General features: G+C 40.0%; 17 protein-coding genes and 1 tRNA gene. 17 read left to right on the top strand and 1 reads right to left on the bottom strand.

Annotation, left to right across the window (positions count from 1 at the left end; translation table 11 throughout):
• Nucleotides 1-49 precede the first annotated feature (49 nt).
• The 12 genes from XEN7305_RS18025 (at nt 50) to mutT (ending at nt 10,746) form a co-directional block, all read left to right on the top strand.
• Nucleotides 50-451, top strand: a complete 402-nt coding sequence (locus XEN7305_RS18025; protein WP_006510925.1) for a tetratricopeptide repeat protein — start codon at nt 50-52, stop codon at nt 449-451.
• A gap of 83 nt (nt 452-534) precedes the next feature.
• Nucleotides 535-1,251, top strand: a complete 717-nt coding sequence (pyrF, locus tag XEN7305_RS18020; protein WP_006510924.1) for an orotidine-5'-phosphate decarboxylase — start codon at nt 535-537, stop codon at nt 1,249-1,251.
• A gap of 134 nt (nt 1,252-1,385) precedes the next feature.
• Nucleotides 1,386-2,324 carry a cysteine synthase A gene (gene cysK / locus XEN7305_RS18015; protein ID WP_006510923.1) on the top strand — a complete coding sequence of 313 codons (939 nt, stop codon included), beginning with the start codon at nt 1,386-1,388 and terminating at the stop codon, nt 2,322-2,324.
• 269 nt (nt 2,325-2,593) lie between these two features.
• Nucleotides 2,594-3,652 (top strand): phosphotransferase, encoded by a 1,059-nt coding sequence (locus XEN7305_RS18010; protein ID WP_006510922.1) that lies wholly within the window; start codon nt 2,594-2,596, stop codon nt 3,650-3,652.
• 106 nt (nt 3,653-3,758) lie between these two features.
• Nucleotides 3,759-3,832, top strand: a tRNA-Met gene (locus XEN7305_RS18005).
• A 229-nt stretch (nt 3,833-4,061) separates the two neighbouring features.
• Entirely contained in the window at nt 4,062-4,280 is a 219-nt protein-coding gene (locus tag XEN7305_RS18000) for a hypothetical protein (RefSeq protein WP_006510921.1), read from the top strand.
• 47 nt (nt 4,281-4,327) lie between these two features.
• Nucleotides 4,328-5,659 (top strand): deoxyguanosinetriphosphate triphosphohydrolase family protein, encoded by a 1,332-nt coding sequence (locus XEN7305_RS17995; RefSeq protein WP_006510920.1) that lies wholly within the window; start codon nt 4,328-4,330, stop codon nt 5,657-5,659.
• Nucleotides 5,660-5,748: 89 nt separating this feature from the next.
• Entirely contained in the window at nt 5,749-6,324 is a 576-nt protein-coding gene (locus tag XEN7305_RS17990; RefSeq protein WP_006510919.1) for a TerD family protein, read from the top strand.
• A 187-nt stretch (nt 6,325-6,511) separates the two neighbouring features.
• On the top strand, nt 6,512-8,206 hold the full coding sequence (locus XEN7305_RS17985) for an ATP-binding protein (protein ID WP_006510918.1): 1,695 nt from the start codon (nt 6,512-6,514) through the stop codon (nt 8,204-8,206).
• 623 nt (nt 8,207-8,829) lie between these two features.
• On the top strand, nt 8,830-9,786 hold the full coding sequence (locus XEN7305_RS17980; protein WP_006510917.1) for an RNA polymerase sigma factor, RpoD/SigA family: 957 nt from the start codon (nt 8,830-8,832) through the stop codon (nt 9,784-9,786).
• A 154-nt stretch (nt 9,787-9,940) separates the two neighbouring features.
• Nucleotides 9,941-10,279 carry a DUF760 domain-containing protein gene (locus XEN7305_RS17975; protein ID WP_006510916.1) on the top strand — a complete coding sequence of 113 codons (339 nt, stop codon included), beginning with the start codon at nt 9,941-9,943 and terminating at the stop codon, nt 10,277-10,279.
• Between the two features lie 56 nt (nt 10,280-10,335).
• Nucleotides 10,336-10,746: an 8-oxo-dGTP diphosphatase MutT gene (gene mutT, locus XEN7305_RS17970; protein ID WP_006510915.1), complete on the top strand. Its 411-nt coding sequence runs from the start codon at nt 10,336-10,338 to the stop codon at nt 10,744-10,746.
• Between the two features lie 23 nt (nt 10,747-10,769).
• On the opposite strand, the gene XEN7305_RS17965 is transcribed toward mutT, so the two are convergent.
• Nucleotides 10,770-13,130, bottom strand: a complete 2,361-nt coding sequence (locus XEN7305_RS17965; protein WP_006510914.1) for a tetratricopeptide repeat protein — start codon at nt 13,128-13,130, stop codon at nt 10,770-10,772.
• A gap of 243 nt (nt 13,131-13,373) precedes the next feature.
• Between XEN7305_RS17965 and XEN7305_RS17960 the strand changes: the two genes are divergently transcribed.
• The 5 genes from XEN7305_RS17960 to XEN7305_RS17945 all read left to right on the top strand — a co-directional run bounded on the left by XEN7305_RS17960 (nt 13,374) and on the right by XEN7305_RS17945 (nt 15,641).
• Nucleotides 13,374-13,946 (top strand): fasciclin domain-containing protein, encoded by a 573-nt coding sequence (locus XEN7305_RS17960; protein WP_006510913.1) that lies wholly within the window; start codon nt 13,374-13,376, stop codon nt 13,944-13,946.
• Between the two features lie 161 nt (nt 13,947-14,107).
• A complete protein-coding gene (locus tag XEN7305_RS17955; protein WP_006510912.1) occupies nt 14,108-14,653 on the top strand; it encodes a DUF2808 domain-containing protein in 546 nt (181 codons plus the stop codon).
• A 72-nt stretch (nt 14,654-14,725) separates the two neighbouring features.
• Nucleotides 14,726-14,863 carry a 50S ribosomal protein L34 gene (gene rpmH, locus XEN7305_RS27810; RefSeq protein WP_006510911.1) on the top strand — a complete coding sequence of 46 codons (138 nt, stop codon included), beginning with the start codon at nt 14,726-14,728 and terminating at the stop codon, nt 14,861-14,863.
• 21 nt (nt 14,864-14,884) lie between these two features.
• A complete protein-coding gene (gene rnpA, locus XEN7305_RS17950) occupies nt 14,885-15,259 on the top strand; it encodes a ribonuclease P protein component (RefSeq protein ID WP_006510910.1) in 375 nt (124 codons plus the stop codon).
• Nucleotides 15,249-15,641: a PH domain-containing protein gene (locus XEN7305_RS17945; protein ID WP_006510909.1), complete on the top strand. Its 393-nt coding sequence runs from the start codon at nt 15,249-15,251 to the stop codon at nt 15,639-15,641. The genes rnpA and XEN7305_RS17945 overlap by 11 nt, the downstream gene beginning before the upstream one ends.

The following is a 15,641-nucleotide window of genomic DNA, read 5'->3' as shown; positions in this document are numbered from 1 at the left end:
GCAGAGGGCAGATGCTCAATGATTAATGTTCAATGTTCAATGAAAAATTATGAATAAAAAAAATTTACAACGTATTCTTGTTGTAGTCTTTGGCTTGGCATTTGTTGGCTCTACCGGGGCAGTGATTATTGGGAGTTTATTGCGCAGAGATCCTGCTGTTGCCAATAATCCTGTGGCGGAAACGGCTGATCCTTTGGCGCAATTGCAAGCGCAAGCCGAAGGCTATGAAAAGGTTTTGGCTAGAGAACCTAATAATCTAAATGCTCTATCGGCATTGGTCCAAATACGCTTACAAACAGGAGATTTGCAAGGAGCGATCGCGCCGCTAGATAAATTAGTGGCAATCTATCCTGAAGACCCCAATTTAGTTGCGCTGCGGACACAAATCCAAGAAGAATTGGCAAACAAAAGTACTGAGGCAGCAACCCCAACTCCCGAACCAGAAAATTAATACTTAGTTAGTTTCTCTTGTTCGAGAGACTACTTCCCCTTAAAATAAATCCTTGCTACTTGTCGATTAGGGGAAACAGTTCTTTGATTTCAAATAAAAATATTCCTACTGCTGAAAGACTAATTTTTGCCCTTGATGTTGACAATCAACAAAAGGCCAAAGAATTAGTAAACCAGCTAGATGATACTGTCAACTTTTACAAATTAGGCTTGGAATTTTTCATGTCTGGTAGCTATTATCCAATGTTGGAATGGTTACTAGCAAAGGATAAAAAGATCTTTGTTGATCTAAAATTTTTCGATGTTCCCCAAACAGTAGCCTCAGCAGTCAGGCAACTAAGAAATAAAGGTGCCACCTTCGCTACAGTCCATGGTAATGACAGCATCCTCCAAGCTGCGGTGGCTGAAAAGGGAGAAACCTTAAAGATTTTAGCCGTTACAGTGCTCACCAGTCTCGATCGCGGAGATCTTGATGATTTGGGATTTCAATGTGATGTCAAACAATTAGTCTTATCTAGAGCTCAAAGAGCATTTCAACTTGGCTGCGATGGGGTCATTTCTTCAGGCTTAGAAGCGAAGGATTTACGGGGCAATCTAGCAGAAAATTTTTTGATTGTTACCCCAGGAATTCGACCAGTAGACAATAAGGTTACTGACGATCAAAAACGCACTGTTGATGTGGAAGAGGCTTTTACTAATGGAGCTGATTATATTGTGATTGGCAGACCAATCCGAGAAGCAGCAGACCCTTACCTCGCAGCCAAAAATATTCAAGAACGTATGGGCAAAGTTTTTGACTGACAGCAAAATCATCAACAAAACTATGGGCTTAAGAAAGACTTAGTTTCTGTGTCAATAATGGCAAATCATTGTTCAATGAAAATTACACGTAAAATTGTCCATTTGAGATTAAGTCAAGGAGCTCTACAATAACTATGCGTATTGCCAATAATATTACGGAATTAATCGGAAATACTCCTTTAGTACGTTTAAACTCCATTGCAGCTGCTGAAGGTTGTGTAGCCGAGATTGCTGTGAAACTAGAAAGTATGAATCCCACTTCTTCGGTTAAAGACCGCATTGGAGTTAATATGATCCTTGCTGCGGAAAAAGCAGGGTTAATTTCTCCTAACACAACTACCCTGATCGAACCAACTTCAGGGAATACGGGAATTGCTTTGGCAATGGCAGCAGCAGCTAAAGGTTATAAGCTGATCTTAACGATGCCTGAAAGTATGAGTCTCGAAAGAAGAGCGATGTTAAAGGCTTTTGGGGCAGAATTGAAACTAACTCCGGCGGATCAAGGCATGAAGGGAGCAATCCAACAGGCGGAAGATCTCGAAGAGTCGATTCCTAATGCGTACATGTTGCAACAGTTTGAAAATCCTTCTAACCCCGAAATTCATCGTTTAACGACCGCAGAAGAGATTTGGCAAGATACGGATGGCAAAGTAGATATGATAATTTCTGGTGTGGGTACAGGAGGTACGATTACAGGGATTGCCGAGGTTCTTAAAAAGCGCAAACCAGGATTTAAGGCGATCGCAGTCGAACCCATTGGCAGTCCTGTGCTATCAGGAGGAAATCCTGGGGGACATAAAATTCAGGGAATTGGCGCGGGGTTTATTCCCAAAGTGTTAGCTGTGGATTTGATAGACGAAATTGTGACAGTTAGCAATGATGAGGCTTTTGATTATGGTCGTCGTCTAGCCAGAGAAGAAGGTCTATTATCGGGAATTTCTTCGGGAGCTGCGATCGCTGCGGCGGTTAAAGTAGCGGCAAGAGCAGAAAATAAAGGCAAGTTAATTGTAGTGATTCAACCTAGCTTTGGCGAACGTTATCTGAGTACTCCTTTATTCCAAGATTTAGACTGATTGACACATGGATAATTAATTGCTTACTGAATCTTTAATTATCCATAGGAGTCTACCTCGATATAATAATAGCTTTCTGATTTCTCGGGCTTTCTCTAACACCTAACCCCTAAAACCCAAAACCTAACACCTAATTGTGTAGCTGGGATTTTTATGTGATGAAACTCTGATATTTTGATTGTTCTTTTGCTGGTCAATGGTATATATGAATACCTTATGCACAGCAGAAGAAGAGTAGTGTGAATAATTGACCATATGCAAGTACACCCGTGATAGATGTGATTATTAGCACCTCCCGAAATCCGCGTCATGCCAGGTCAAAGCCCGCATTTCCTGTCGTCTATTCTACTTTGTCACCCCAAGCATTAGTAGAACAAGTGCTGAGCAATTATTCAATTGAACCGATCACTAATTGTCTGCTGTGGAATCGCGGTTTGAGTGATGTTTATCTAGTAGAAACAGAACAGGAATATTACGTTCTTAGAGTGTCTCATCATCACTGGCGCTCTCGGCTAGATATTGAATTCGAGTTGGAATTGCTGGATTTTTTATATCAAAATTCGCTCCCTGTAGCTTATCCGTTGAGAACTAGAGCAGATGACCTTTTTGTAACAGTGGAAGCCTTGGAAGGCGATCGCTATGCGGCCTTATTTCCCTACGCCAAAGGAACAGTTCCCCTGGGAGACCTCACGATCGCCCAAAGTGAAATCTTTGGCCGCTCTTTGGCTAAGTTACATCAAATAGGAACCAAATTTCGACCATCACACCATAGTCTAATTTTAGAGAAACTAACTAATAAGACTTTGTCTCTGGAATATCTTTTAGATCATTCTCTAACCACGATCGCACCGTTTTTAGAAGAAAGACCAGAAGATTTAAAATATTTACGTGATAATATCACTCAGATTAAAGCAGAATTAAAAATATTGCCTCGACAATCACCTTTATGGACTGCTTGTTGGGGAGACCCCCATAGCGGCAATATTCACTTCACAGAAGATAATCAGATTACTTTATTTGACTTCGACCAATGCGGTTATGGCTGGCGTGCCTTTGATATCGCCAAGTTCCTACAGGTATCTCTCAGAGCAGGCATGAATCGAAAAATTAGGGATGCCTTTTTTGAGGGTTATCAAACAGTACAAAAGTTAACTTCTGAAGAGGAGGATTGTTTGCAAGCTCTAACTCAAACAGCACATATTTGGGCTTGGGCAATTAATATTAATGCTTCTGTGATTCATTGCTGGTCAAGGTTAGATTACCGGTACTTTAGCAAACGCCTAGAAACCTTGAAAAGGTTGAACTCTCCTGATTGGCAACTCTTTTAGTTATTCACCATTAAACATTAAACATTGAATATTAAACATTGAATATTGATGGCTAAAAAATAAATTTGCTTTTCGCTGAGGTTTGTTGTTATACTGCGTAAGCTGCCGCGGGATAGAGCAGTCTGGTAGCTCGTCGGGCTCATAACCCGAAGGTCGGTGGTTCAAATCCGCCTCCCGCCATTATCTCAATTAGAACCATAAGTTAAGCTAGTATTTATTGCTGTTCCTAGGAAACAGTAGCTTTTCCCCTGATTAATTATTTTTTTAGATTAATTAAATTTTCTTTGACTTTAACCACATCCCTTGGCAGTTACACTATATGCAGAGCCAGGATTCGAAAATATGTGGTATAAAACTCTATGGATAGTGTAAACAATTTTCTTAATCTCAGGTTAAAGCGATTTTTACTATGAACGTGCCGGCTGCTGAAAAAACGGAAAAAACTAGATGTCTGCTCCTAGATCATCTTAAGGCGAAGCAAGCTCCCATGAGTCTTCAGGAATTAGAAGCAAATCTCACGGAAGAGCTGATTTTGTCTCATCGCACAGTAAAAGAAGCAGCTTGGAAACTAGTCGAAGAAGGCAAAGCTCAGTTTACCTCTAGTTGGGACTTAGAACTCAAATGTTAGTTCCGACTTCGCTATAGTGATCTCAAATGCTCGTAGCTCATTGATTTATGTCGAGAAGAGAAGAGAGACAGTACCAGCCTTTTGATGGTCAAGGAAATAAACCAGGCGATCGCAGAAAATCTTTTCAAATAGATCGCGATCGCATTCTCTATTCTTCGGCTTTTCGTCGCTTAGCCCAAGTAACCCAAGTGGTGACCGCCCAAGAAGGTCATGTTTTTCACAATCGCTTAACTCATTCTCTAAAAGTAGGTCAGGTTGCGAGAAGACTTGCTGAAAGATTAATTGAATCTCAACCGGAAATCGCCAATAAAATTGGAGGAATTGATCCTGATGTAGTCGAAGCAGCAGCATTAGCTCACGATTTAGGACATCCTCCCTTTGGTCACACTGCAGAAGGAGAACTAGATAAATGCGCCGTCAAACATGGGTTACAAGATGGCTTTGAAGGAAACGCCCAATCTTTTCGAGTCCTAACCAAACTGGCAATCCATCGCATAGATTACTATGGCTTGAACCTGACCAGAGCAACTCTCAATGCCGTCTTAAAATATCCTTGGTTACGGAGCAGCAATCAAAGTTCGCCAAAATGGCGTAAATACTCAGTTTACAATCTCGACCAAAAAGCCTTTAATTTCGTTAGAAACCCTAAAGATGAAACCCAAACTATTGAGGCGAGCATCATGGACTATGCTGACGATATTACCTATAGTGTCCATGATTTGGAGGATTTTTATTTAGCTGGGTTAATTCCCTTAGAGTTATTAGCCACGGACAGAGATGAACTCAATCACTTTATCACCGAATGGTTACGGGAATTCCCTCAAAATACAACAGCTCAAATAGTTAAGAGCGAGCCCAATAGATTTCAAAATTTTCTTGATGCCACCTATAATATGGGCGGGCAATATCGACAGGGGACTTTTGAACAAAAAGCACAAATTAAACGAATTAGTTCTCAGTTAATTCAGAGCTATATCAAGTCAGTTAAATTAAGTGCAGAATATCAAGGCCGCGGTCATTTACAACAGGATTCGCAAAAAGAACAAGAATTAAAATTTTTGCAAAGGATTGTTTGGTATTACGTAATTTCGAATCCCCGTTTGGCTACTCAACGATTTGGACAAAAAAGAATTGTCCGCACTCTATTCACCATGTATCTTGAGGCCATAGAAGAAGGGGATCTCAGTTTTATTCCTGTCAGATTCGTCAGAGAATATATTGCACTAGGCGATCGCGAACAGCAAGGGGCAGATATTCACCAAGAAAAAGTTCGCATGGCAGTAGATATTGTCGCTAGTCTTAGTGAAGCAGAAGCCGTGCTTAAATATCGTCGTTTGACGGGAATCAGTCAAGGTTCGTTTCTCGATTATTGGGAATGAAAAGATTTATTAAATACAAAAGCATTATTTGCAAATAAAAGACTACCGTTGAGGGCGAGAAAAAAATTTAGAAATTTAACAATAAAATCATGGGTATTTCTTTAGCTAAAGGTCAACGGGTATCTCTCGAAAAAGTTTCGCCGGGATTAAAAAATATTTTTATTGGCTTAGGATGGGATCTCAAAACAACAGATACAGGCTCTGACTTTGATCTCGATGGCTCAGCATTTTTACTCGGAAGCAATGACAAATTAGTATCAGAGGCTCATTTCGTTTTTTACAACAATCTCCAGAGTCCCGATCCAGATAAAGCAGTGAGAGTTAAAGGGGATAATCGCACAGGATCAGGGGAAGGGGATGATGAAGTTATCGAAGTGGATTTGACGAAAGTTCCGAATGAGGTTGTCAAGATTGCGATCGCGGTAACCATTCATCAAGCAGCAGAACGTAAACAGAATTTTGGGCAGGTGGCAAACGCCTTTGTGCGCATTGTTAATGTAGAAAATCAAGAAGAAATAATTCGCTACGATTTAACAGAAGATTATTCTATTGAAACAGCCTTAGTAATGGCCGAACTCTATCGTAAAGATGGAGAATGGCGCATGAATGCGTTAGGCTCTGGTTACAAAAGCGGGTTGCAAGCCTTATTTGATCTTTACAAATAATTTAACCTAAAACCTAAAACCTAACCCCTAAAACCTTCAGAGCTTAGCGAGGTTAAAGCAAAAAATAGTGATTGATGAGCTGAAGTATTTCAGATTAAGTGTCGCGATTTTACATATCTATAGGTTATAGTTTCAGGGAAGAGGTTGCGATTACCTTTTTCTCTAGCCCAACCGAAGATATTTGCTGATGTTCGCTGAATTTAATTCAGATTTAGTTCCAGATGACGCTATTGCTAACTCCGTTGACTCTGTTGACTGGGGGAATTTGGGCGCGGAGATGATTTTCACTCAAAATCGCGCTGGCATCTATCTATCATTCTGGTGGCTCAGAGCAGAAGAGTTTGGGCTAGACAAAACAGCAATTATCGGCTCTTCCTGCGAAGAAATTTTTACCCCTTCAGATCGCCAGCAATATTTAAGTAAAATTAATCGAGTTGTAGATCGTCGCCTACCAGAGCAGTTTTACTGTTGGGTTCAATATCAAGAACAGTCTTTTCCCTTAGAATTGATTGTTAGTCCCATATTACCTAGTCAGGGAGATCCGACAACTGTCTTGGTGATGGGACATTTGCTAAAAGAATCGGAAATCTTTCCCTTAAATAATTCTAGTCCTCCTGTTCCCATTTACAGCTATCAAAAACTCCTAACTCAGATTGCAGGACGAATTCATCGAAGTCTCAATTTAGAAACAATTTGGCAGCAAACAGTAAATAGCTTAGGGGAAGTGTTTTCTGTCAGTCGGTGTCTGATTTTATCGCAAAATTATGTTCAAACCGAACTTAAAGTCGTCGCAGAATACCGCCAGCAGGGAGTTAATTCGGCACTGGGTTCGACAATAAAAATCGACCAGGCACTATATCTCAAACAAGCTCTTAATTCTTCAAGCCCGATCGCGGCAGATAACTTAGAGACTAACCAGCAAAATTGTAAGTCAGTTCTGGTGACTTCTGCCCCCTATAATAACGAGAGTAATGCCTTAATCTTGTTACAACAATGGGATCACTACCGTGACTGGAAACCAGCAGAAATTGAATTACTTCGAGAATTGGCAGAACAGGTGGGCACAGCGATCGCTCATGCCAAGTTATATCAGGAGCTGGAATTAGCTAGTTTTCAAGCAGAGGAAGCTAATCGTCTTAAGAGTGATTTTTTAGCCAATACATCCCACGAATTGCGTACCCCGCTCAACGGCATTATCGGTTTTATCAAGCTGCTTTTGGAAGGCATGGCGGATAATCCGGAAGAACAGCGAGAATTTCTGCAAGAAGCTTACAAATCTTCCCTTCATCTTCTAAATTTAATTAACGATATCCTAGATATCGCTAAAATTGAGGCGGGAAAAATAGATTTAGAATTAACTGATATCGAACTCGCTGATCTCTTTCAAGACGTTGATAATTTGATTCGTACCCAAGCAGAGCAAAATAAGCTTAGTTTTCAGATTAAAACCCCTGCCACCTTAACTCCTGTTATTATCTATGGCAATTATCAGCGCTTACTTCAGGTGATGCTTAATCTAGTGGGCAATGCAATCAAATTCACCCATGAAGGGGGAGTTTATGTCAGCGCAGAAATTAGTAACAAGAAGGTTACCTGGGATGCTCAACAATTTCCTGGAATGGTCAAAATAAGTGTCGCTGATACGGGTATTGGAGTTTCCCTCGAAAAGCAGAATAAATTATTTGAAAATTTCTTTCAGGTGGATGGCTCTCGCACTAAGTCCTATGGGGGCACTGGTTTAGGTTTAGCAATTTCTCAAAAATTAGTCGAAGCGATGGGCGGCACTATTTCTTTCTATAGCATGGGGGAAGGTTTGGGTTCGACGGTCACCTTCACGGCTCCTCTGGTAAGCTTACCAGTCATAAAAACCTCTCAGTCATAAGGAAATTTTTCTGATAAACTCCCACTGACAAAGAAGTTAAAAAGTACTAAGTCGGTATTCTAGGATGCAGTTCTCGTTTTTTATTACATGTATCCTGATCGTTATGATGCGGGGCTCCTTACCTTCTTGAATCTTAAGGCGCAACTGCAAAACTATGGATTTGTCTGCTTGTCATCCAAGTTAAATTTACAGTCTGCTCAAATACTCACCATGTAAAAAAACTATAAAAGAATTACGGATTAGCACGCTCATCCAGCATAATCCTTTGTAATTTCCTAATGAAAATAGAAAAGTCCATAGTACTTAACCCATGTGATTATGATCAAAATTGTATTTATCTCTAATTTTTGTTACAATATTTAACAATTAAACAAATAAATTCTATCAACAACAACTATATACTAGTCGGATTTGAACTGTATTCGGAAAATAGCCAAGTGTTTTCAACTAGATCGTCCAAAGTTCATTTACTACTTATACTGGTCAATTTAAAGTCTAATTTTAACGCCTATTTGCGTGAAAATCCTTAAATTCTCAGATAAAATCAGCTCATGTAATTTAGGCTCATTGATCTTTAATAATCTCCATCATCCAAGCACAAGGAAAAAAATAAGGAATAAATTATGAAAGCAGCAAGTAAATCCAACGATCTTGTCAGAAGCTATTTAAAAGAAATTGGACGGGTAGATCTTCTAACTCATGAAGAAGAAATTCACTATGCAAAAAGAGTACAAAGAGAAATTGCCTTAGTGAAAATCAAAGATTCTCTACAGGAGAAATTAGGGCAAGAGCCGACCTATTCTCAATGGGCAAAAGAAGCTAAGCTTTCCGTTAAAGAGTTGAAAACAACTCTCGAAGCTGGGGAAGCCGCTAAGCGAAAAATGGTGGAAGCGAATCTTAGATTGGTCGTTTCCGTCGCCAAAAAATATCTCAAGCGTAATCTCGACCTATTGGACTTGATTCAAGAAGGGACAATCGGGATGCAAAGGGGAGTTGAAAAATTTGACCCGACTAAAGGATATCGCTTTTCGACCTATGCCTACTGGTGGATTCGCCAGGCAATCACCAGGGCGATCGCGGAGAAAGGACGGACAATTCGTTTGCCAATTCACATTACAGAAAAACTCAATAAAATCAAAAAAGCGCAAAGAAAATTAGCGCAGCAAAAAGGCAGAATGGCAACTATTGCTGAGTTAGCAGAAGAGCTTGAGCTAACGCCTAAACAGGTTAGGGATTATCTGGAAAAATCTCGACAGCCCATTTCCCTAGATGTCAAAGTTGGCGACAATAATGACACTGAATTGGGGGATATGTTGGTCGATATGGGTCAATCTCCCGAAGATTATGCAACCTCTTCCTCACTCAGAAAAGATCTCAGCCGCTTAATGTCCGAGCTAACTCCCCAACAACAAGAGGTGATTTCCCTGAGATTCGGCTTGAGAGATGGTAAACCTTTAACTCTAGCTAAAATAGGGACTTTTTTGAGCATTAGTCGGGAAAGAGTTAGACAAATTGAACGAGAAGCTCTGACCAAACTTCGTCAACGTAAAACTGTGATTAGAGAGTATTTAGCTAGTTAAGTGAGTGTTTTAGGCCAAAGGGCAGTGAAAACTCTACTAGTAATGGTTCGGTTTTACCTGATGCGAAGTAGTCATACAATTGTTACATTGGTCAGTATAAGCTAGCATCACTAACTGACACGACTCCGTTAGTACAATCTTCAGGAGGTAACAGGTGGATCGAGAAAATCGGACCCAAAATGTATTTAGCAGTGAAGGTGACATTAACCAACTTTGGCAATATGTTCAGTCTCTAAATTCTGATACTATTGCCCAACTCTCGCAGCCCGAATCGAAGGAAGTATTCCAGGTGATGGAGCAAAACATCGTTGGTTTGTTGGGCAGCCTTCCCTCAGAACAATTTGAGATTTCCATTAATACTAATCGAGAACATTTAGGCCGATTGCTGGCTTCTGCAATGATGAGTGGCTATTTCATCAGAAATGCTGAACAGAGAATGGCTTTTGATAAGTCATTACAAACACTGAATAGTGGTTTGTTGGACCAAGAATAAATGACAATGGATAATTAACAGTTATCCATTTTTGGTTTTTCATTCTTAATTGCTTCATGTCCAGTAACTTGTCTTCTGTTCCCCATAAACTGATTGGGGTCGGTGTGATCCGTAATAATCTAGGTAAAATACTTATAGATCGCCGACTGCCAAAGGGTGAGATGGCTGGGTTTTGGGAGTTTCCCGGAGGAAAAATAGAAGGGGCAGAAACTGTCGAAGAATGCATTAGAAGAGAGATTCAAGAAGAGTTAGCGATCGCAGTGAATGTGGGAGATCGCATTATGGAAATTGAACATGATTATTCAAAGTTTAAAGTGACTTTGTTTGTTCATGACTGTCAGCATTTGGCAGGAGAGCCCCAGGCGATCGAATGTCAGGAAACTCGCTGGGTAAATATCGAAGAACTCGACCAGTTTAATTTTCCTGAAGCCAATTATCAAATTATTGAGCTGCTGAAAACCAGGTAAAATCAACATTAACCATTGACTTTCTATTGCTCACAGCCCAATCTTTCTAAGGCTGAGATTGCAGGGGTGAAACTGGGATTGAGTGTGGTCACTTTTTTATAGGTGACACAGGCTTTTTGGCGCTGACCAGTTTTTTCTAATGCGGAAGCTTTATTTATTAAGACAAAGGGGTCTTTCGGTTGAATAGATTCTGCTTTATCAAAGGCTGCGATCGCCTGATTCATTTCGTTCAGAGAAGATAAAGCAATACCTCTGCCGATCCACGATTTATAATCATTGGGTTTGATTTCCAAAGCAGTTTTAAAAGATTCTAAGGCCAGATATTGTTGCCCACTTTGACTGAGGGCAAATCCGCGATCGCGCCAAGCATGATAGAAAATAGGATTTAAGTCGATCGATTTGTCATAGGATGCGATCGCTTCAGGATAATCTTTTAAACCATCTCGAAGTAGCGAGCCTCGGTTATGCTGAGTGATATAGGATTCAGGATTCAACTTCAGGGCGCGGTCAAAAGCTTCAAGGGCCCTTTGATATTGCTGGAGGGCAAATAAGACATTACCCTTATTTAACCAAGCCAAATGGGAGTCAGGATTATTCGCGATCGCCAATTCGTAAGCGATTAGAGCCTTCTCATGCTGTTGCAGTTTCGTCAACACATTGCCCTTATCAATTAAGGCTGTCACATTCCGGGGATCATCCTGAAGCAAAGTGTCATAGGCTTGTAGGGCTTCTTGATAAAGACGGAACGCCTCTTGATTTTTGCCAAGATATTGCCAAGCCAGAGCTTTATTTTGCCAAAATTCGGGGTTAAGAGGCTCTATACCCTGAGCCTGATCAAAACTTTCCACCGCTTCTTGATATTGCCCCAAACCGATTAAAACAATTCCGCGATCGCTTAGAGCTCTAGCATAATTAGGCTTGGCCTTCAAAGCGGCATTCTGCGCTGATAGAGCTTCTTGATAACGTTCTAATTTATATAAAGCTCGTCCTTTGCGATTTAAACTATCTGCATTATTAGGCTGTATCTGCAAAGACTTATTATAGGAAGTTAAGGCCGCCTCAAAACGTTCTAAACGGAAAAGAGTATCCCCTCGTCCTTTCCAGGCTTGTTCACTTTTAGGATTAAGCTGAATGGCCCTGTCATAAGCGATCAGAGCAGCTGGATAACGTTCTAAGCTATAAAGTGCAGTACCTCTTCCTTTCCAAGCAGAAGCAGATTTAGAGTGCAGCTCAATTGCCGATTGAAAACGCTTTAAAGCAGCTCCTGGTTCTGTGTCTAATAGCTGTTTGCCCCGCAAAATATAATAGTTGGGCCTTAGAAATGGAGAAAAAAACTCCAGTAAAACAATTACAGTAACTAAACCCAGGAGTGGCTTAAAAATAGGAGAAAGCTTGCTCAGTATATTAGTATTACCAGGAGGAGCCGAACTATTGCCTTTTGTATCTTTTAAAGTCTGACCAATATTAGTTGGATCCAAGTCGCTAATAGTCAACTCCTGAAGATTATTTGCCGTCGATATTTTATTAAGATCCTTAATAACCTCCAGCACAGAATTGTATCTTTTTGCGACATTGGCATCACTCATGCGAGCCAAGATTTTTTTTAGTTGAGGATGAATTTTTTTGCCTTCGACATCAGTAGTCAGATCTTGAGCCCTAGTCGATTGACTACCAGTTAAAGCGTAGATAGCAGTTTTTCCCAAACCATAAAGATCACTACTAAAAATAGGATTACCAACAATATATTCAGGGGCGAGAAAACTTGATTGATTATAAGTCCGGCTATCAGCATTGAGGTTTTGAGTTTCAATATCTCCGACCTGGATTAAAAGAATATTACTGAAATCTTTAATCACAAATCTTTGATCAATGGCAGTTTTAATAATATTTGAAGGTTGAATATTACCCTGAACAATATAGTTATCATGAACAAAATACAAAATTTCCAAGATATCCTGCAACAGAATAATTGCTTGGTTTTCATTGAGACACTGATTTGTTACCTGTTGCGATAAGCTTTCTCCTTCCAAGTATTCCAAAACCAAATAAAAATAGGACTCTTCGGCAAAGGAATTGAGAACTTGAGGGATTCGAGGGTGAAGTGCTAATTGATTTTGTAGTGAAACTATTTCCTGCCAATTAGTATGGTTGTTTGCTATTATTCCCTGCTCTGATTCCCCATAGGCAATCTCCTTGATCAGACAAAGAGGACTACTCATAATATCCTTGTCTTCTGCTAAATAGATCCTATGGTCTCCCACTCTATCTAACTCCTGAACAATTTGATAGCGCTGACCAATAATTTTTATGTTAGATTCGATAGATTCATTGGGAATTCTAACCGAATTTTCCCAATTGCTTTGACTATCTTCTATCTGGGACATTCTACTCTTCTCTAAAGACAGTTAATTTACCGATCTTAAGGTTTATTATTCTTCGGGCTAAGATATGGACTCCTATATATAGTCTAACCCTTGCGAGCTGGATATCTTATAGGTTCCGATCCTAGCAGTATTTTCTGATAATAACCTGAGTTTCCTACATAAGATTCCCCACTATAACCTAGAGATATAATAAATGTATATTGATCTGCTGTTTTCAAATTTATTATTAGGAAGCTAAAAATTATGAAACCTCGACAAAAGTTTAAAAAATTGTTGTTAGGACTAGGTCTGGCAAGCAGTGCAATCGCCTTTTCTACCGCTTCTCTAGCACAATCTTCTTTTTTCTTTCCCTCTGCTAGTTTTTTTAGTCCAGCTGCGGCGTTTTACCAAAGTGAAGATGAGCCCAGTGTTGAGCAAGTGCTGGAAACTTCGCCCCAATACGAAAGCTTTTATGCTCAACTCGAAGCTTCGGGCCTGTTAGAAAGCATGACTCAGGATTCTATAACAATCTTAGTCCCCACTAATGAAGCCTTTGCAGCTCTAGACCCAAGCATCAAAAGTAAATTGTCTCAACCGGAGAATCTTACTAAACTATTGCAATATCATCTGGTTGCGGGGATTATTGACGAACAAGATATTAAACGACAGGCAGTGGCTACTCTACTTGACAAAAGTTCTGTTCAAATTACTGGCATTCCCCTAGCCGGCAATAAAGTAGGAGTTAAAATCAACCAATCGATCGCTGGCGATCCCATTCGGGCTGACAACGGTGTGATTATTCCAATCAATGAAGTATTAATTCCCCCTGGATTTTAATCTTTGAGCAAATAGCCAATTATGATTGAGCGATTCAGTTTGCAACTTGGCACTTTTTTACTAGGCAAGCGTCACTAAAGTTAAGGAAACTTTGCTAAAGTCGAAAAATGGTAAAGTTTAATTAAAAAAGTGATGATAATTTTCTGTTCAACCCAAATTTTATGCTAAAGAACAAACTTAATTTCAAGCGTCTTTTCTCTAGTCTCGCTCTCTCTAGTTGCCTGCTAGGTGGGGTTGCGACGATATCCTTTGCTCAAGGAAATTCTGGTTTAACTATTTTCAGTGGTGTCGGTCGAGAAAATATTTTAGATTACTACCTTGATTTTGGTGGGAAGGCCAATGCTCGCGATCGCTATCGCTTGAGAGTGCCAGGGAAAAAGCTCATCGGTGGTGCCTCGAAATTTTTTATCGCCTATCCCGATTATTATGACGGCAAATTTGACGTCGATAAAATAGAAGTCCGCATTAAAAAGGGTAAAAAGCAAGAATCTTTAGCTTTACGAGAAGTAATTTGGGACAAAGAGAGTTATATCATTGAAATCGATCTTGAAGAGCCTCTCAAAGAAAGTAAAAAAGTCGAAATTGTTTTTTCGAATGTCAAGAATCCTGAAATTGGAACCTATTATTTCCACTGTCAAGTCTTACCAGCCGATGATCTCCCCATTAGGCAACATCTAGGAACCTGGATTCTCAGCATAGATCCCTAGCACTTATTGTATAATTAGGGATTGTGACTTTTTATATCTAAAAAATATATTTATCTAGGGAGGAGTAAATAAGTGACTAAGCGTACTTTAGGCGGAACTAGCCGCAAACAAAAAAGAAAATCGGGATTTCGGGCTCGGATGCGAACCAAAAACGGCAGAAAAGTAATTCAAGCTCGTCGGAAAAAAGGTCGTCATCGTTTGTCTGTTTAAATTAGAGGTATCTGGATTAATGTGGGATTGCCTCAAATTCATCGCCTGAAAAGTTGGCGGGATTTTCGTGTTGTTTACAAGCAAGGAATATCTCGTCATAGCAAGCATTTAATTTTAAGGGCCTTGTCTGCAAAGTTTAGCGGCGAGCAAGAAGCTCCAGTAAGTCCCAGCCGTATTGGGGTTTCCATAGGAAAAAAAGTTAGTAAAAAAGCTGTAGTTAGAAATCGCATTAAACGCCAAATTAATGGGGCTTTCTTAGAATTACGACCTCGCATCTTGGATAGTTGGAAAATTGTGGTTGTGGTCAAACCGACAGCAGTTGAATGCAAATATGACCATATTTTGCGAGAATTGGAAGAGTTATTAAAAAAAACGAAAATAATCAATGGGTATTAAAGAAGACGTGTTTTATGAGGGTGGCCCCCATGTGGGCGATCTGATATTCAATATCTTGCTGGCATTTACGGTAATTTGTATTCCCCTAACTGTAGGAGCCATTGTCCGAGCTCTATGGCTGCGCTACCGCATTACTAGCCGCCGTGTTTCTGTCATTGGTGGTTGGATGGGCAGAGATCAAACTGATATCATCTATAATCAGGTTGTTAAAGTTGTCAAGGTTCCTAGAGGAGTTGGCCTATGGGGAGATTTGGTAATAACACTAAAAGACAAAAGTCGTTTGGAATTAAGGGCTTTACCTCAATTTCGTGAGATTTATGAGTATATTTCTGAAAGAGCAGCTATTAAAACAGGTCAATCAGCAGAGGCGATCGCGAAATAG

It is taken from the genome of Xenococcus sp. PCC 7305 (assembly GCF_000332055.1).
Taxonomy (GTDB): Bacteria; Cyanobacteriota; Cyanobacteriia; order Cyanobacteriales; family Xenococcaceae; genus Xenococcus.
This window is presented reverse-complemented; position numbering and strand designations above follow the sequence as displayed.